Below are 17,461 nucleotides of genomic sequence, written 5' to 3'. Positions count from 1 at the left end.
ATCGGCTCATATCGTTAGCCGATTTGCGTTTTTGCCGGCCCTCCACGCATCGGTAGAATTCGCGGACCTCTCGAACGGCGCAGGCGCGCCGGCGGGATGATCCTCTCCAATCATTCGGGGTCCGCACCATGAAATTCCTCCGCTCCATTCTGGTCGTCGCGCTGCTGCAGGCTGCCGCGGCCACCAGTGCGCTGGCTGCCGACGACCTGTCGCAGATCAAGTCGGCCGGCGTGTTCCGCGTCGGCACCGAAGGCACCTATGCGCCGTTCACGTACCACGACGAGACCGGCAAGCTGACGGGCTTCGACGTCGACATCGCGACCGCGATCGCGCAGCGCCTCGGGGTGAAGCCGCAGTTCGTCGAAGGCAAATGGGACGGGCTGATCGCGGGGCTCGACGTGAACCGCTACGACGCGGTCGTCAACGAAGTGTCGATCACCGACGCGCGCAAGGCGAAATACGATTTCTCGACGCCGTACATCACGTCGCACGCGGTGCTGATCGTGCGCGCGGACAACACGACGATCCGCTCGTTCGACGACCTGAAGGGCAAGAAATCCGCGAACACGCTGACCAGCAATTTCGGCAAGCTCGCGGCCGCGCACGGCGCCGACGTGGTGCCCGTGCAGGGCTTCAACGAATCGATCGACCTGCTGACGTCCGGCCGCGTCGATGCGACGATCAACGACTCGCTGTCGTACCTCGATTTCCGCAAGCACAAGCCCGACGCGAAACTGAAGATCGCGGCGACCGACACGACCGGCGCGGGCGACGCATCCGGCGTGCTGCTGCGCAAGGGCAGCCCCGCGCTGGTGGCGGCGATCGACAAGGCGCTCGCGGACATCAAGGCGGACGGTACCTACGCGAAGATCTCGCAGAAGTACTTCGGCCGCGACGTGTCGCAGCCGTGACGCGAGGCTGAACGATGCCGGCCTGGCTGCACCTGATGGCGGAATCGCTGCGGCCCCTGCTCGTTGCAGGGCTCGTGTTTACGGTTCCGCTCACGCTCGCGTCGTTCGCGATCGGTTTATTGCTTGCGTTCGGCGCGGCGCTCACGCGGCTGTTCGGGCCGCGCTGGGCGCAGGCCGTCGTGCGGTTCTATATCTGGCTGTTTCGCGGCTCGCCGCTGCTCGTGCAACTGTTCGTGATCTTCTACGGATTGCCGAACGTCGGCATCGTGCTCGATCCGCTGACGGCCGCCGTGATCGGTTTCTCGCTGAACGTCGGCGCATACAACGCGGAAGTGATTCGCGGCGTGATCGAATCGATGCCCAAGGGGCAGTGGGAGGCCGCGTACTCGATGTCGATGACGCGCGCGCAGGCACTGCGTCGCGCGATCCTGCCGCAGGCCGCGCGTGTCGCGCTGCCCGCGCTGTCGAATTCATTCATTTCGCTCGTGAAGGATACGTCGCTCGCTGCCGTGCTGACGGTGCCCGAGATCTTCCAGGCCGCGCAACGCATCGCGGCCGTGACCTACGAGCCGCTGATCCTCTATACCGAAGCCGCGCTGATCTACCTGCTGTTCAGCTCGGTGCTGTCGTCGCTACAACGCCGGCTGGAGCTTCGCTTCGGCCGCCACGCGCTGTTCCAGGCGGAGTTGCGATGATCCGCCTCGAACGCATCGACAAGTCGTTCGGCACGCACCGCGTGCTGAGCGGGATCGACCTCGCGCTGCAGCCGGGCAGCGTGACCGCGCTGATCGGCCCGTCCGGCAGCGGCAAGAGCACGCTGCTGCGCTGCGTGAACCTGCTCGAAGTGCCGGAGGCGGGTGCGCTGGTCGTCGGCGATGCGCGCATCGACTTCGTGCCGGCGCGCCGGCCGTCGCGCGACGCGGTGTTCGCGGTGCGCAAGCAGACCGGCATGGTGTTCCAGAACTTCCAGTTGTTTCCGCACCTGAGCGTCGTGCAGAACGTGATGGAGGGGCTCGTGACCGTGCAGCGCTGGCCGCGCGAGCGGGCCCGGGAGCGCGCGCTCGCGCTGCTCGACAAGGTCGGCATCGCGGACAAGGCCGACGCATGGCCGGCCACGCTGTCGGGCGGACAGCAGCAGCGCGTGGCGATCGCGCGGGCGCTCGCGCCGTCGCCGCAGGTGCTGCTGTGCGACGAGCCGACGTCGGCGCTCGATCCGGAGCTGTCCGTCGAAGTGGTCGAGGTGCTGCGCCAGCTCGCGCGCGAAGGCACGACGATGCTGATGGCCACGCACGACCTGCGTCTGGCCGCGTCGATCGCGCATGATGCGGTGTTCCTCGCCGATGGCCGCATCGTCGAAGCGGGCGCGTCGCGCGACCTGTTCGGCCGGCCGCGCGACCCGCGCACCGCGAAGTTCGTCGCGACGCTCGCGCAAGGCGTGCCGGCGTTCTGACGCGGCACGTAACACGCGCTGGGGTGATGCTCAGCCCAGCGTGTATCCGTCGAGCACGGCGGCGACGATTGCTTCCGGCGCATCCTCCTGAACCAGATGGCCCGCGTGCGGGACCCGGATCAACTGGCCGTCCGCGATGCGATCGGCGAGCGCCTGCCCTTGTTCGAGCGGAATCCACACGTCGTCCTCGCCCCACACGATGCGCACCGGAAAGTCCGGCGGCGCGTAGCGGGCCTCCGCTTCCTCGATGTAGCGCTGGCGCATCTGCGCGATCTGGCGATAGAACGCGGCCTGGCCGGCCGACGTGAGCCACGGCTCGCGGTAGATCGACAGCACGTCGTCGCTCAACGGCCGTGCGACTGCCTGGCCGATATACGTCGACACGAGCGCATGGTGTGCGTACGCGGGCAAGCCGGTGAACGCAGCTTCGTGCTGCGCGACGTGGCGCACGAACGGCGAGCCTTGCGGCGCGATCGCGACCGGGTTCACGAGCGTCAGATCCGCATACGCGATGCCGTCGAGAAAATGCGCGCGCAGCACGGTTGCGCCGCCGTAGTCGTGCGCGAGCACGCGCGGCCGCGCCAGTTTCCATTCATTCAGCAGCGCGCCGAACAGCACGTTCTGGCAACCCAGCGACACGTCCGCATCCGGCATGTCGGACTGGCCGTAGCCGAGCAGGTCGTAGAAGTACACGCGATGGCGCCGCGCCAGCCACGGCGCGATCCGGCGCCAGACCTGCGACGAAAACGGCGTGCCGTGCACGAGGACGAGCGGCGGGCCTTCGCCGAGCGTGCCCCATGCAATCCGGTGGCCTTCGAAATTGAAGCGGTTCGGGAGTTCGAGCATCGGCTTCTCCGTGATAACCTGTTTCGGTTGTTAACAGGTTACGCCGGATTCTCCGGATGTGAAACCGATAGGCGAAAATAAATGGTTACTCGATCCGACCCGGCGCGACCCGGGTACGAATGGCGTGAGACCGATTTCATCGGCGGCCATCCGGCGCTCGACTTTCTCAATACGGTGGCCGACACGGGCAAGACGCGCGACGAGGACAAACTCGTCGACTGGCCGGCCGTGCGGGCGTGGGCCGGGAAAGCGGGATTGCTGGCGCCCGACGATCTGGCGCGGCTGCTGCGTCATCCGCGCCAGGACGGCCCGGATGAACTGGCGGCGCTGCGCCGCTTTCGCGACGACGCGTACGTCGCGATCGCGCATCTGACGGCCGAAGGCGGCGGCAGCGCGGGCGCGCGCGCGGCGGAGCGGCTCGCGGTGGCGATCCGCGACGCGATCGGGCGCAGCGCATTCGACGCGGTCGGCGGCCGCTTCGCGTGGCGGCCCGATGCACGGGCCGCGTCGCGCTGGGTCGATGCGGTCGCGCTCGGTTTCGAACATCTGATGCGCAGCGACGATTTCGCGCGCGTGCGGCAATGTGGTCGGTGTACGTGGTTCTTCGTCGATCGCGGCCGCGGCGTGGGGCGGCGGTGGTGCGACATGCGCACGTGCGGGAATCGCGCGAAGGTGGAGGCGTTCAGGGAGCGGTGATGCGCGCGTCGCGACGATTGCCGTGCCGCGCGCGCGTCATTGAGCGGCCTCGTGCGGACGGTGATCGGGCCATAACGTCGCGGCGACGAACAGCCCCGCTGCCAGGAACGGCGCACCGATCGCGAACAGGATGGCCGTGAGGCCCCAGCGATCCCAGAAGCGGTCGACGAGCGCGCGCTCGGGCGTGACGGGGTCGTACAGCACGTTGACCGCGTCGCCTTCGTGCAGCCCCGGGTGCGACGACGCCGAGCCCTGGGCGAACGTGATGAGTCGCCCGCTGTCGGTCGTGAATGCGACGACGGCCGAATACAGCGCCGTGCGCGACCGCGACGACCGCCCGTTTTTCGCGATCTCGACGACGTGGCCGGTCGAACGCGCATAGTGGTGGACGATTTGCCACTGATGCAGGCCGGCCGCGCCGGCGCCGGCGAGGAAGCCCGTGCCGATCGCGATCGGAATCAGCACGATCGCGACATCCCAGCGGCGCCGTGCCGGCTTGCGTGCGACGCGGCGTGGTGCCGGGTCCGATTGCCGTCGGCGGCGCTCGCTGGCGATCAGCAGCCCGCCGATCGCGAACGACGCGACGGCGAGCAGCGCCGGCACGGCCACCGGAAACCAGCGTTGCGTGAAATCGTCGATCAGCGCGGGGCGCTCGGGATGCTCGGGGTCGAGCAGGACGTCGACGTTTTCGCCGATGTCGTATGCGGGGACCGTCGATGCGGTATTGCCGGCGACTTCGCGGCGCTGGCCGTCGTTCGCGAGGTAGGCGACGATCGGCCGGTACGCGCGCATCGCATCGCTGTCCTGGACGATCCGCACGACCGTGCCCGGCGCGCGGACCAGATGGCCGGGTTCCCGGCCGGCCGTGACGGCGAGTACGCCGGCCAGCACGAACAGGACGACACCGATCGTCAGCGCGATCAGCGCGTCCTTACCCGGCATGGCGCGATCCGGTTCGTGCGTCGCGCGGCTTCGGGTGTGCCCCGGTGAACGGCCCATCGCGACGGACGGGCCGATATTGACGCAACCATGCCCTCTGAATGGTCGCGTCTCGTTCACATGCTTCCATGTCTGACGTCCCATGTTCTCTCAGTGCCGGCGGGCAAACGACGATGCTTGGCGCCGGTCGTGTGATATTTGTCGGACGATTCTAGCGGAAACGATGGGCGGCAGGCGTGCGGTTGCATACCGCCGCGAAGGGTGCGCGTCGCACTCGCGACGCGCCAAAACGGAAAAGGCCGGTCAGCTTTCGCTGACCGGCCTTTGAAATTCCTGGTGGGGCGTGAGTGACTCGAACACTCGACCTACGGATTAAGAGTCCGCTGCTCTACCAACTGAGCTAACGCCCCCAACAGAAGAAAGATTATGCCGGGGTTTTCAGGACATGGCAAGCCCTTTGTGCGAATTTCCTGAAAATATTTCGTCAAGACAACGGCGGTTGCCAGCGCGGTAACGAGCGATCGCAGTTCGCGCGCTCCCGGTATGATGACGCCACACGCGTTGCGCGGCGGTCGCGCAACGCTTTCTGGACATCGAAGATGGACGAAAACGCAGTCCGCGAATTGCTGGATCGCCTGCTGGCCCCGTGGGTCCGCTCGCTGGGTCTGGTCCCCGTGTCGATCGGCGATGACAGCGTCACGCTGCGCCTGCCGTTTTCCGGCGAGTTCCGTCATTCGGGCGGCATCATCTGCGGCCAGGTGTTCACGGCGGCCGCCGACACCGCGATGGTGGTCGCGATCTCGGCCGCGCTCGGCGAATTCCGGCCGATGACGACGGTGTCGCTGAACACCAACTTCATGCGTCCCGTGCGCAAGGGCGACGTGCTCGTCACCGCGCGCGTGCTGCGAATGGGCCGCAACCTCGTGTTCGGCGAAGTCGAGCTGTTCGACGAGGACGGCAAGATGGCCGTCCACGCGACGTCGACCTACGCGCTCGTCAGCTGAGCGGCGCGATGTTCGACCAGATCGTCTTTGCGGGCGGCGGCAATCGCTGCTGGTGGCAGGCCGGCTTCTGGGATGTCGCACAGCCGGCCCTCGCCCTGCGCCCGCGCGTGATCACCGGCATCTCGGCCGGCGCGGCCACCGCCTGCATGCTGTATACGCGCGACGCCGCATGGGTGATGCGCTATTACGAAGAGGCGCTGCGCCACAACCGGAAGAATGCCTACTGGGGCAACCTGTTCGGGCGCGAGCCCGTGTTTCCGCATTACCGGATCTATCGTCAGGCGCTGCTCGACATCTACGGCGAGCCGTTCGCGCAGCTCGCCGCGGCGCCGGAGATCCGCATCGGCGTGTCGCACGTGCCGCGCTGGCTCGGTGCGCGCAGCGCGGTCGCGGCCGGCCTCGTCGCATACAACATCGAGAAGTACGTGCGCAAGACGCTGCACCCGACGCTCGGGCGCACGCTCGGGTTTCGCCCCGAATTCGTGCGGGCGCAGGCCTGCACGCACGTCGACGAACTCGCCGACCTGATCCTGCAGTCGTCCTGCACGCCGCCGTTCACGCCGGTGCTGCGGCGTGGCGGCCGGCCGGTGCTCGACGGCGGGATGGTCGACAACGTGCCGGTCGATGCGCTCGATCCGTCGCCGGGCGACGTGCTGGTGCTGGTCACGCGGCTGTATCCGCGTCCGCAGATGTTCACGGTCGCGCATGGCGACCAGCGGCGGCTGTACGTGCAGCCGTCGAGCAAGGTGCCGATTTCGAGCTGGGATTACACGAGCCCGTCGCAGATGCGGCATGCGTACGATCTCGGGCGGCGCGACGGTGAGCACTTCCTCACGCGGGTCGGCGCGATGACGGGCGGCCGCGTGGCCGCCTGACGAGCGGGAATGAAAGGGGGCCGCGCGACGCGCGCAGCCCGTGCGATCAGCGCTTGCGGATCGGCGTCAGCGCTTCCGGGTTGGCGACGCTCGACATGTCGCCGTCGTCGAACGCGAGAATGTTGCGGAATGCGGCACTGAAATACAGTTCGTAGCTTTCGCGCTCGACGTAGCCGATGTGCGGCGTGCAGATCACGTTTTCCATCCGCAGCAGGCTGTAGCCCTGCAGGATCGGCTCGCTTTCGAACACGTCGATCGCGACCATGCCCGGCCGGTTGTGCGACAGCGCGTTGACGAGCGCGTTTTCCTCGAGCAGCTCGGCGCGGCTCGTGTTGACGAGCAGCGACGTCGGCTTCATCCGCATCAGGTCTTCCTGCTTCACGATGCCGCGCGTGTCGTCGTGCAGGCGCAGGTGCAGCGACAGCACGTCGCTTTGCTCGAACAGCGCTTCGCGGCTCTCGGCGGCCGTGTAGCCGTCGGCGCGCGCGGCTTCGAGCGAATGCTCGCGGCCCCAGATCAACACGTTCATCCCGAACGCCTTGCCGTAGCCGGCGACGAGCCGGCCGATCTTGCCGTAGCCCCAGATGCCGAGCGTCTGGCCGCGCAGCACCTGGCCGAGGCCGAAGTTCGGCGGCAGCGCCGACGTCTTCAGGCCCGACTGCTGCCACGCACCCTGCTTCAGGTTCGCGACGTACTGCGGAATGCGGCGCTGGGCGGCCATCACGAGCGCCCAGGTCAGCTCGGCCGGCGCGACCGGCGAACCGGTGCCTTCGAGCACCGCGACGCCGCGGTCGGTACACGCGTCGAGATCGATATGGCTCGACACGCGGCCGGTCTGGCTGATCATGCGCAGGTTCGGCAGCTTGGCGAGCAACTGGGACGTAATCGGGGTCCGTTCACGAATCAGCACGAGCGCCTCGACTTCCGCCAGACGGCTGGCGAGCTGTCCGAGGCCGCGCACCGTATTGTTGAAGACCTTTACGTCGTGGCCGGCGAGCATCTCGAAGCAGTTCAGCTTGCGGACGGCGTCCTGGTAGTCGTCGAGGATGGCAATTTTCATGGTGAACGGGGTGTCGCGCGTTGAAAGCGGGGCCGTGGCGGCGGCGCACCTTGCGCACCCGTCCCGCCCGGCCGGGGCCGACATGATGCTACGTCGGCTGCCTCCATGGTGTCTTTTTAACAGGTTGTTACGCTCCGCCGCAATCAGCGCCAGCCACACCCGGCGCCGCTCCCGCGCGGTGCAACAGGGTGCGCTGTTGTGTCGCATCAAATATGTCCTTCCTGATTCGGCCATTTACTCGACGAGGTTCACCCAATTGTTGCTCTCGGCAGAATAATTGGATCAACTATCCGCAGAGGCCGAGGATTTTTGACTATTTTTATCGTCAACCGGCCCCTTGTTGAGCAACTCTGCATCATTTCCGCTGTCGTAGGAGAATTACGCATTTGCTTCATCTTTTTGAAGTTGTAACAGCGGCAGGAGTCGTTTATGGATCATTTGCAGTCGATGCGCGTGTTCGTCAAGGTTGCAGATCTCGGCAGTTTCGCGCGGGCCGCGAGCGCAATGGATATCTCCAACGCGGTCGCGACGCGCCACGTCGCCGATCTGGAAGGCCGGCTCGGCACGCGTTTGCTTAACCGCACCACGCGCAGCCTCTCCCTGACGGAGTCGGGTCAGGTCTATCTGGAGCGTGCCCGCCAGATCCTCGACGAGCTCGAGGATGTCGAGCAGATGGTCGTCGCACGCAATCACGAGCCGGTCGGCACGCTGCGCATCGTCGCGCCGGTGGTGTTCGGCCTGCACAACCTCGCCCCCGTGCTGCAGTCGTACACGGAGAATTTCCCGAAGGTGGTGCCCGATCTCACGCTGGTCGACCGGCAGGTCGATCTGGTCGAGGAAGGTTTCGACGTCGGCATCGTCGTCACGCGCCAGATGCGTAGCGCGAGCATCGTCACGCGGCGCCTGACCACCGGTTGCATGACCGTGTGCGCGACGCCGAGCTATCTGGAAAAGCACGGCGTGCCGACGCATCCGGAACAGCTCGCCGAGCATCCGGCGCTGAGCCTGCCGACCGAATACTGGGGCGACGAGCGCGTGTTCACGGGGCCGGACGGCGAAGTGCGCGTGCGCCCGACCAACGTGATCGTCGCGAACAACACCGCGATGCTGCGCCAGTTCGCGTTGCTCGGGATGGGTGTCGCGATCCTGCCGAGCTACCTGATCGGCAGCGACATCGCGCGCGGCGCGCTCGTGCGGCTGCTGCCGGATTTCCGGCTGCCGCAGGTCGAGATCAACATCGCCTATCCGAGCCGGCGCCATCTGCCGGCGAAGGTGCGCACGTTCATCGACCATCTCGTCGAGCATTTCAGCCACTCGACCGACGCGATGATGGGCGAACAGTGGGCCGCGCAGAGCGCGACGCTGCCGCCGATCGGCGTCGAGATGCGCGCCGAGCAGCCCGAATCGACCGATCCGAACCTGCAGCCGCGTCTGGCGCGCTCGCCGCGCACGCGCGCAGCGGTGCCGTCGCCGCTGTAACGGCGCTGCGGCCCGGGCCGGCAGCGCTACAGCCGGCACAAAGAAAAAACGCGGATCGATCGATCCGCGTTTTTTTATGGCTGCGTGCCGGAGCCGGGCGCGCCGCAAGCGGCGCCCGGCGGCCGGGCCGTCACGAACCCGTCTTGCGCGCCGTCGTCTTGCGGGCGGCGGTCTTGCGGGCCGGTGCCGGTTTCTCTTCGGCGCCTTCCGTCACGGTTTCGGCATCCTTCGTCGCCGATTTGGCCGTCTTCTTCGCGGCGGCGGCTTTCGGTTCCTTCTTCTCGAACTCGAAACCGATCTTGCCGTCCGGCTGCTTCACGAGGAACGCCTTGAAGTTGCGGCCGGTACGCGACGACTTGAAGTTCGGCAGCAGATCCGTGCGGCCGTCGGCGAGCAGCTTGCCCATCTGCTCGCGCGTGATTTCCTGCTGCAGGATCACCTTGCCCGAGCGGAAGTCGCAGGTCTTCGGGTTCGCCACCGAGTGTTCGCACACGTAGCTCATCCCGTGCTCGAACACGCGGCCCTTGCACTTCGGGCACGCGCCGACCGGCTCCTGCGCGGAGAAGTCGGGCGCTTCGCCTTCCTCGCCGCCCTGGTCCTGGCCGAAATCGAACTCGAGCTTGTAGTTCTTCGTCTCGTCGTCGAAGGACAGCTTGAGGATCGCCGAGAACGGGCGGCCCATCTTGCTGCGGAACCCGGACAGCGGCCCGATTTCCTTCTTCTGCAGCAGCTCTTCGACTTCCGGGATCTCGAACTGCCGGCTGCCCGGGATCTTCGAGATCGAGAAGTCGCATTTCGTGCACGCGAAGCGGCGGTAGTTTTCCTTCACCTGGCCGCCGCAATTCGGGCACGGTGTCTCGAGCGTCGCGTAATCGCCGGGGATCGTGTCGGAATCGTATTCCTTCGCGCGCTTGACGATCTGCTGCGTCATGCGGGCGATTTCCTGCATAAACGCGTCGCGGCCGAGATTGCCGCGCTCCATCTGCGACAGCTTGTATTCCCATTCGCCGGTGAGCTCGGGCGCCGTGAGTTCCTTCACGCCGAGGCCGCGCAGCAGCGTCATCAGCTGGAATGCCTTCGCGGTCGGGATCAGTTCGCGACCTTCGCGCAGCAGGTACTTTTCGCCGAGCAGGCCTTCGATGATCGCCGCACGCGTGGCCGGCGTACCGAGGCCCTTCGCGGCCATCGCCTCGCGCAGCTCGTCGTCCTCGACCAGCTTGCCCGCGCCTTCCATCGCGGACAGCAGCGTCGCTTCCGAGTAGCGTGCGGGCGGCTTGGTCACGAGCGCGACGGCGGCGATCTCGTCGGTCTTCACCTTCTCGTCCTTCTGCACCGGCACGAGGTTCGCGTCCGCGCCTTCGGCGTCGCGGCCGTACACCTGCAGCCAGCCCGGCTCGACCAGCACCTTGCCTTCGGTCTTGAAGTGATGGCCGGCGACTTCGGTGATCCGGGTCGTCACGCGGAATTCGGCCGCCGGGAAGAACACGGCGAGGAAGCGCTTCACGACCAGGTCGTACAGCTTCTGCTCGGGCTCGGACAGCGCCTTCGGCGCCTGGAGCGTCGGGATGATTGCAAAGTGGTCGCTGATCTTCGAGTTGTCGAAGATCCGCTTGTTCGGCTTCACCCAACCCTTGTCGAGCACCTGCTTCGCGTGCGGCAGGTAGTTGTTGCTCTCCTTGAGCATCTCGAGCGTGGACTGCACGGTCGACAGGTAGTCTTCCGGCAGCGCGCGCGCGTCGGTACGCGGGTAGGTCAGCACCTTGTGCTTTTCATACAGCGCCTGCGCGAGACCGAGCGTGTTCTTCGCGGAGAAGCCGAAACGGCCGTTCGCTTCGCGCTGCAGGCTCGTCAGGTCGAACAGCAGCGGCGACAGTTGCGTCGACGGCTTCGATTCCTCGGACACCGTGCCGATCTGGTCGCGGCAGGCGGCGACGATCGTCTCGGCGGCCGGCAGGCTCCACAGGCGGGAGTCGCGCTTTTCCGGATCGAATTCGTCGCGCTTGAATTTCGGGTCGTACCACTTCCCTTCGTAGAAGCCGCTCGCGCACGCGAATTCGGCCTTCACTTCCCAGTAGTCGCGCGGGATGAAGCGGCGGATTTTCTCTTCGCGTTCGACGACGATCGACAACGTTGGCGTCTGAACCCGGCCGACGGTGGTCAGGAAGAAGCCGCCGCCCTTGCTGTTGAACGCGGTCATCGCGCGGGTGCCGTTGATCCCGACGAGCCAGTCGGCTTCCGAGCGGCAGCGTGCGGCGTCGGCGAGCGGCTGCATGTCCGTGTCGCTGCGCAGGTTCGCGAAACCATCGCGAATCGCCTGCGGCGTCATCGATTGCAGCCACAGGCGCTGGACCGGCTGCTTCGCCTTCGCGTGCTGCGCGATCAGGCGGAAAATCAGCTCGCCTTCGCGCCCCGCGTCACATGCGTTGATCAGGCGGTCGACGTCCTTGCGCTTCATCAGCTTCGTGAGCACCTTGAGGCGCGACTCGCTTTTTGCGATCGGGTTCAGGTCGAAATGCGGGGGAATGACGGGCAGATGCGCGAAGCTCCATTTCCCGCGCTTGACCTCGTACTCCTCCGGGGCGGCGATTTCCAGCAGGTGGCCGACAGCGGACGAAAGGACGAAATCGTCGCTCTCGTAATACTCGTCATGCTTGGTAAAGCCGCCCAAAGCGCGTGCGATGTCGTTCGCGACAGAAGGCTTTTCCGCAATGATCAGTGCTTTGGACATGACAGGTGTGTGTTGGTAGACCGGGTTCGCCCGGTTGTGGGTCCCTTTTACGACCGCTTTATAGCACACGCCGCAGCGACGGCGGCTCGGCGTGTAAAAAGCGGCTCATCATAGAGGGGGGCTGCAATGGCGGCAAGCGCCCGGCGCGGCGGGCCGCGCCAACCTGCGCAAAACCGCCGGGCGGGCCCGCGAATTCAGGCTTCGACGTTCAGGATGTCGCGCAATTTCGGTGCGTGCGGCGCACCGGGCACCGCACTCAGGTCGGACAGCATGCGTTCGACGATCGCCGCGTGCGGCAGCACCGTGCCGAAGAAGCGGGCGGTATGGGCATCCTCGATCAGGATGGTCGGGAAATTCTCGACGTCGAGATCGTCGAGGCGGTCGGCATGGGTTTCGATGTCGATCCAGGCGAAGCAGGCGTCCGGATGCGCATCGGCGAGCTGGTCGAAGGCGCTCCGGTAGTCGCGGCACGTGCCGCACCATTCGGCGCACAGGCAGGCGACCAGCAACGTGCCGGGATCGGCGAGGCGCTCGGCGATCCGATCTGCATCGGTGTCGAGATTCAGCGCGGGCATGGAATTCCTTGGGTAGCGTCGGCGGTCGGACCGCCCCTATGCCGGGGAATGTAGCACGCCCCGCGCAGAGGGGGTGGGCGCGGCGTCAAGCCGCGCGAAGCGTCCGCCGGCGACGCTTGCGACGCGGCCAGCCAGCTCCAGCGCGAGCAGCGCGCCATGCAGCACGTCGTTGGACAGGCCGCTGTGCTCGGCCAGCCATTCGTACGTCACGGGGCCGTATCCCAGCGCGGTGAGCACCGCCTGTTCCGACGGGGTGCCTGGTGGAGCGGCTTCGATGGAGGCCGGTGCGGTGGTCGCGGCGGTGCGATTCGTTTGCGCGATGCCGGCAGCTTCGGGTTCGCGGATCTCGTCGGCATTCGGGCCCTGATTACCGGCTCGCATTGCGCCGCTCGTTGCGCGCGCCGCCGGTTCGCCCAGCCCGTATTCCTCGAGCACGTCGAGCGGCGCCGCGGTGAGCTTCGCGCCGTCGCGGATCAGCGCGTGGCAGCCCTGCGCGAGCGGGGCGTGGATCGAACCGGGCATCGCGAACACGTCGCGCCCCAATTCGTTCGCGAGCCGCGCGGTGATCAGCGACCCCGAGCGCGGGGCGGCCTCGACGACGAGCGCGCCGATCGCGAGCGCGGCGATCAGCCGGTTGCGCTGCGGGAAATGCGCGGCGCGGGCCGGCGTGCCGAGCGGCCATTCCGACACGATCGCGCCGTGTGCGGCGATCTCGTGCGCGAGCGCGCGGTGTCGCGCCGGGTAGACGAGATCGGCGCCCGTCGCGATCACCGCGACGGTGCCCGAGCGGCCGTCGAGCCCGCCGCGATGCGCGGCGCCGTCGATACCGAGTGCGAGGCCCGAGACGATCGTGAGGCCTGCGTCGGACAACGCGTGGGCGAAATGCGTGGCGTCGGCGAGCCCCTGCGGCGTCGCATGGCGGCTGCCGACCACCGCGAGGCCGCGTGCGTGCAGCAGGTCGAGCCGCCCCTTTACATATAGCAGCGGCGGCGGATCGTGCAGATCGCGCAGCCGCGGCGGGTAGGCCGGATCGCTCAGCGTGACGAGCACGTTGCCCGGCCCGTCGAGCCACGCGAGCGCGGCGCCGGTGCGCGTATCGAGATCGTCGCGCTCGCTCGCGCGCACGGCCTGCGCGGCGGCGGGGCTGGCCACGGCGGCGATTGCCTCGTCGGGCGCGCGCAGCAGCGCTTCCGGCGAGCCGAAAGCCGCGAGCAGCACCTGCAGCACGGCGGGCGAGAGACCGGGCGCATGCGCGAGCTGCAGCCAGGCGCGCAGCGCGGCGGGCCTCAACGCTTGCGGGGACATGAGGTGGCCCTCGAATGCGGCGGCCAGCGGAGCGTGTGGCGCCATGATAAAATTTTCATCATCCGAAATACTCGACAGGGCCGTGCGCGCAGGCACGCGGCCGATTGCAGGAGGCGCGATTCGCGGCATTGATATGCCACGCATCCGCCTCATCTTCATTGCATCCCGGCGGCGGCGCCAGCCGGCCGGATGGCCGATGCGGCACGCCGCTCCACCGAATACCGAACACCATGGCATTGCTCAATATTCTTCATTACCCCGACAAGCGGCTGCACAAGGTCGCGAAGCCCGTCGACAAGGTCGACGACCGGATCCGCAAGCTCGTCGCCGACATGGCCGAGACCATGTACGCGGCGCCCGGCATCGGCCTGGCGGCCACGCAGGTCGACGTGCACGAGCGCGTGATCGTGATCGACGTCTCCGAAGAGAAGAACGAGCTGCGCGCGTTCATCAACCCGGAGATCGTGTGGTCGAGCGACGCGAAGCAGACCTATGAAGAAGGCTGCCTGTCGGTGCCCGGCATCTACGACGAAGTCGAACGCCCCGACCACGTGCGCGTGCGTGCGCTCAACGAGCAGGGCGAGACGTTCGAGCTCGACTGCGAAGGCCTGCTCGCCGTGTGCGTCCAGCACGAGATGGATCACCTGATGGGCCGCGTGTTCGTCGAATATCTGTCGCCGCTCAAGCAGACGCGCATCAAGACGAAGATGAAGAAACTCGAACGCGCGATGTAATGCGCGTGCGCCCAGCCCGACCCCGAACGCTGTCATGACCCATACGTTGCGCGTGATTTTTGCCGGCACGCCGGAATTCGCCGCGGCCGCCCTGGCCGCGATCCACAAGGCCGGTTTCCCGGTGCCGCTCGTGCTGACCCAGCCCGATCGCCCGGCCGGGCGCGGGATGAAGCTCCAGGCGAGCGCCGTGAAGCGCTACGCCGTCGAGCACGGGATGGCCGTCGCGCAGCCGCCGTCGCTGCGCCGCGCGGGCAAGTACCCGGCGGAGGCGGCCGACGCGATCGAGTTGCTGCGCACGACGCCGCACGACGTGATGGTGGTGGCCGCGTACGGCCTGCTGCTGCCGCAGGAAGTGCTCGACATCCCGCGCGCCGGCTGCATCAACATTCACGCATCGCTGCTGCCGCGCTGGCGCGGCGCGGCGCCGATCCATCGTGCGATCGAGGCCGGCGACGCCGAGACGGGCGTCACGCTGATGCAGATGGACGTCGGCCTCGACACCGGCGCGATGATCGAGGAGGCGCGCATCGCGATCGCGCCTGACGATACGACCGCGACGCTGCACGACCGCCTCGCCGCCGACGGCGCGCGGCTGATCGTCGACGCGCTCGTGCGGCTCGAGCGCGACGGGACGCTGCCGGCGACGCCGCAGCCGGCCGACGGCGTGACCTACGCGGAAAAGATCGGCAAGCATGAAGCGGCGCTCGACTGGCGCAAGCCTGCGGACGTACTCGCGCGCCAGGTGCGTGCGTTCGACCCGTTCCCGGGCGGCGTCGCGACGCTTGACGGCGCGGCCATCAAGCTGTGGGCGGCCGAGCCCGTGGCGACGGATGGCACGATTGCCAGCGCGGCGCCCGGCACGATCGTCGAAGCCGCGCCGGAAGGCGTGGTGGTCGCATGCGGCAGCGGCGCGCTGCGCGTCACCCAGCTGCAGAAGCCCGGCGGAAAACGGCTGCCTGCACGCGAATTCCTCGCCGGTTCGCCGCTCGCCGCCGGCCAGCGTTTCGCGCTACCCGACGTCGACTGACAGGCCTGAGCGCCATTCGACCCGGTCTGCCGGCCCGGCGCAACTGGCCGGACGGCCGAGTCGCGCGGGGCGGCAGGCACGCGTAGAATTTCCCTGCGCTCCCCGGTTTCGAGGTTTTCATGTTCGGCATCACCCATTTCGGCTTCTTCGTGTTCGCGGTTTTCCTGCTGAACATCACGCCCGGCCCCGATACGGCCTACATCGTCGGCCGCAGCGTCGCGCAGGGGCGCGGCGCGGGGCTGATGTCGGCGTTCGGCATTTCGGCCGGCTGCTGCGTCCACGCGCTCGCCTGCGCATTCGGCCTCACCGCGCTGCTGGCCGCGTCGGCCACCGCGTTCACGGTGATCAAGCTGGTCGGCGCCGCGTACCTGATCTATCTCGGCGTGCGGATGATCATCGCGAAGCAGGCCGCCGCGCCGTCGGGCGCCGCAGCCGCGCAGGCCGCGGCCGCCAAGCCGCTGCGCCAGCTGTTCATGCAGGGTTTCTGGACCAACGTGCTGAATCCGAAGGTCGTGCTGTTCTTCGTGTCGTTCTTCCCGCAGTTCGTGTCGGCCGACAGTCCGCACAAGGCCTGGGCGTTCCTGACCCTCGGCGCGGTGTTCGTCGCGATGAGCACGGTCTGGACGAGCCTGGTTGCATGGGTGGCGGGCAGCGTCACGCAGCGCTTTTCCGGCAAGCCGGGCGTCAAGAAGTGGCTCGATCGCACGGTGGGCAGCGCTTTCGTCGGCCTCGGTCTTCGTCTGGCAGCTTCGCAACGCTGAGATTGAATTTTTCCGGCAAGACCTTATCTAACAAATCGCTTACAATTTTCCGCCGTGCCCTGTGATGCGCGGCGGGTCCCCTGACGGATAAGGAGTGGGTATGTTCAATTGGGTCAAAACGGCGATGCTGATGGCCGCGATCACGGCCCTGTTCATCGTGATCGGCGGGATGATCGGCGGCTCGCGCGGCATGACGATCGCGCTGCTGTTCGCGCTCGGCATGAATTTCTTCTCGTACTGGTTCTCGGACAAGATGGTGCTGCGCATGTACAACGCGCAGGAAGTCGACGAGAACACGGCGCCGCAGTTCTACCGGATGGTCCGCGAGCTGGCCACGCGCGCGAACCTGCCGATGCCGCGCGTCTACCTGATCAACGAGGATGCGCCGAACGCGTTCGCGACGGGCCGCAACCCCGAGCATGCGGCGGTCGCCGCGACGACGGGCATCCTGCGCGTGCTGTCGGAGCGCGAGATGCGCGGCGTGATGGCGCACGAGCTCGCGCACGTGAAGCACCGCGACATCCTGATTTCGACGATCACCGCGACGATGGCGGGCGCGATCTCGGCACTCGCGAACTTCGCGATGTTCTTTGGCGGGCGCGACGAGAACGGCCGGCCGGCCAACCCGATCGCGGGGATCGCGGTCGCGCTGCTCGCCCCGATCGCAGGCGCCTTGATCCAGATGGCGATTTCGCGGGCTCGCGAGTTCGAAGCCGACCGCGGCGGCGCGCAGATTTCCGGCGATCCGCAGTCGCTCGCCACCGCGCTCGACAAGATCCATCGCTATGCGGCGGGCATTCCGTTCCAGGCGGCCGAGGCGCATCCGGCCACCGCGCAGATGATGATCATGAACCCGCTGCACGGCGGCGGCCTGCAGAACCTGTTCTCGACGCACCCGGCCACCGAGGAGCGCATCGCGCGCCTGATGGAGATGGCGCGCACCGGCCGCTTCGAGTGACCCCGGGCGACCCGCGCGGCGGCTGCCCGCGCGGGGCCGCCCCGCCACCCCGCATGCTTCGCGCTGCGGGGTGTTTCATTTGTGCGCGCCGTAAAGGGGCCAAAGGGCCAGCA

At 67.4% G+C, this 17,461-nt stretch carries 17 protein-coding genes and 1 tRNA gene; 11 read left to right on the top strand and 7 right to left on the bottom strand.

The features are described from left to right. The first annotated feature begins 128 nt into the window (after positions 1-128). Genes AP428_RS13325 through AP428_RS13315 form a run of 3 tightly spaced genes read left to right on the top strand, consistent with a single transcriptional unit; the run spans position 129 to position 2,361 of the window. Complete coding sequence (locus tag AP428_RS13325) at positions 129-911, top strand: amino acid ABC transporter substrate-binding protein (RefSeq protein ID WP_011546496.1); 783 nt, start codon at positions 129-131, stop codon at positions 909-911. A gap of 14 nt (positions 912-925) precedes the next feature. Beyond that, positions 926-1,606, top strand: a complete 681-nt coding sequence (locus AP428_RS13320) for an amino acid ABC transporter permease (protein ID WP_011546495.1) — start codon at positions 926-928, stop codon at positions 1,604-1,606. Then, a complete protein-coding gene (locus tag AP428_RS13315; protein WP_011694444.1) occupies positions 1,603-2,361 on the top strand; it encodes an amino acid ABC transporter ATP-binding protein in 759 nt (252 codons plus the stop codon). Before AP428_RS13320 ends, AP428_RS13315 begins: the two co-directional genes overlap by 4 nt. Positions 2,362-2,391: 30 nt before the next feature. Here the strand turns inward: AP428_RS13315 and AP428_RS13310 are convergent, their stop codons facing one another. Beyond that, a complete protein-coding gene (locus tag AP428_RS13310; RefSeq protein WP_011694443.1) occupies positions 2,392-3,207 on the bottom strand; it encodes an alpha/beta fold hydrolase in 816 nt (271 codons plus the stop codon). Between the two features lie 81 nt (positions 3,208-3,288). On the opposite strand from AP428_RS13310, the gene AP428_RS13305 reads away from it, so the two are divergent. After that, positions 3,289-3,903 carry a CGNR zinc finger domain-containing protein gene (locus AP428_RS13305; protein ID WP_054928170.1) on the top strand — a complete coding sequence of 205 codons (615 nt, stop codon included), beginning with the start codon at positions 3,289-3,291 and terminating at the stop codon, positions 3,901-3,903. A 36-nt stretch (positions 3,904-3,939) separates the two neighbouring features. Here the strand turns inward: AP428_RS13305 and AP428_RS13300 are convergent, their stop codons facing one another. Both AP428_RS13300 and AP428_RS13295 read right to left on the bottom strand, forming a co-directional pair. Then, positions 3,940-4,986 (bottom strand): DUF3592 domain-containing protein, encoded by a 1,047-nt coding sequence (locus tag AP428_RS13300; RefSeq protein ID WP_011546491.1) that lies wholly within the window; start codon positions 4,984-4,986, stop codon positions 3,940-3,942. Between the two features lie 190 nt (positions 4,987-5,176). After that, positions 5,177-5,252, bottom strand: a tRNA-Lys gene (locus AP428_RS13295). Between the two features lie 189 nt (positions 5,253-5,441). Between AP428_RS13295 and AP428_RS13290 the strand changes: the two genes are divergently transcribed. Beyond that, the gene (locus AP428_RS13290; protein WP_006477449.1) at positions 5,442-5,846 is read left to right on the top strand and encodes a PaaI family thioesterase; all 405 of its coding nucleotides are present in this window, start codon (positions 5,442-5,444) and stop codon (positions 5,844-5,846) included. Positions 5,847-5,854: 8 nt separating this feature from the next. Then, positions 5,855-6,721, top strand: a complete 867-nt coding sequence (locus AP428_RS13285; RefSeq protein ID WP_006477451.1) for a patatin-like phospholipase family protein — start codon at positions 5,855-5,857, stop codon at positions 6,719-6,721. 46 nt (positions 6,722-6,767) lie between these two features. Here AP428_RS13285 and AP428_RS13280 read toward each other — a convergent pair whose 3' ends face one another. Beyond that, a complete protein-coding gene (locus AP428_RS13280) occupies positions 6,768-7,781 on the bottom strand; it encodes a D-2-hydroxyacid dehydrogenase family protein (RefSeq protein WP_011546490.1) in 1,014 nt (337 codons plus the stop codon). 429 nt (positions 7,782-8,210) lie between these two features. Between AP428_RS13280 and AP428_RS13275 the strand changes: the two genes are divergently transcribed. Then, positions 8,211-9,260 (top strand): LysR family transcriptional regulator, encoded by a 1,050-nt coding sequence (locus AP428_RS13275; protein ID WP_011546489.1) that lies wholly within the window; start codon positions 8,211-8,213, stop codon positions 9,258-9,260. A gap of 130 nt (positions 9,261-9,390) precedes the next feature. On the opposite strand, the gene AP428_RS13270 is transcribed toward AP428_RS13275, so the two are convergent. The 3 genes from AP428_RS13270 to dprA all read right to left on the bottom strand — a co-directional run bounded on the left by AP428_RS13270 (position 9,391) and on the right by dprA (position 13,913). Next, a complete protein-coding gene (locus AP428_RS13270; RefSeq protein WP_011546488.1) occupies positions 9,391-11,988 on the bottom strand; it encodes a DNA topoisomerase III in 2,598 nt (865 codons plus the stop codon). A gap of 194 nt (positions 11,989-12,182) precedes the next feature. Then, entirely contained in the window at positions 12,183-12,563 is a 381-nt protein-coding gene (locus AP428_RS13265; RefSeq protein WP_006477457.1) for a thioredoxin family protein, read from the bottom strand. A gap of 36 nt (positions 12,564-12,599) precedes the next feature. Beyond that, positions 12,600-13,913, bottom strand: a complete 1,314-nt coding sequence (gene dprA / locus AP428_RS13260; RefSeq protein ID WP_166488152.1) for a DNA-processing protein DprA — start codon at positions 13,911-13,913, stop codon at positions 12,600-12,602. Between the two features lie 185 nt (positions 13,914-14,098). Here dprA and def point away from each other — a divergent pair, with 185 nt between their 5' ends. The 4 genes from def to htpX all read left to right on the top strand — a co-directional run bounded on the left by def (position 14,099) and on the right by htpX (position 17,348). Next, positions 14,099-14,602 carry a peptide deformylase gene (def, locus tag AP428_RS13255; protein ID WP_006485794.1) on the top strand — a complete coding sequence of 168 codons (504 nt, stop codon included), beginning with the start codon at positions 14,099-14,101 and terminating at the stop codon, positions 14,600-14,602. A gap of 34 nt (positions 14,603-14,636) precedes the next feature. Then, complete coding sequence (fmt, locus tag AP428_RS13250; RefSeq protein WP_011546486.1) at positions 14,637-15,629, top strand: methionyl-tRNA formyltransferase; 993 nt, start codon at positions 14,637-14,639, stop codon at positions 15,627-15,629. A 119-nt stretch (positions 15,630-15,748) separates the two neighbouring features. Then, positions 15,749-16,390: a LysE family translocator gene (locus AP428_RS13245; protein ID WP_011546485.1), complete on the top strand. Its 642-nt coding sequence runs from the start codon at positions 15,749-15,751 to the stop codon at positions 16,388-16,390. Positions 16,391-16,490: 100 nt separating this feature from the next. Then, positions 16,491-17,348 carry a zinc metalloprotease HtpX gene (gene htpX / locus AP428_RS13240; RefSeq protein WP_011546484.1) on the top strand — a complete coding sequence of 286 codons (858 nt, stop codon included), beginning with the start codon at positions 16,491-16,493 and terminating at the stop codon, positions 17,346-17,348. Positions 17,349-17,461: the final 113 nt, after the last annotated feature.

It is taken from the genome of Burkholderia sp. E168m22 (assembly GCF_001319805.1).
Lineage (GTDB): Bacteria > Pseudomonadota > Gammaproteobacteria > Burkholderiales > Burkholderiaceae > Burkholderia > Burkholderia orbicola.
This window is presented reverse-complemented; position numbering and strand designations above follow the sequence as displayed.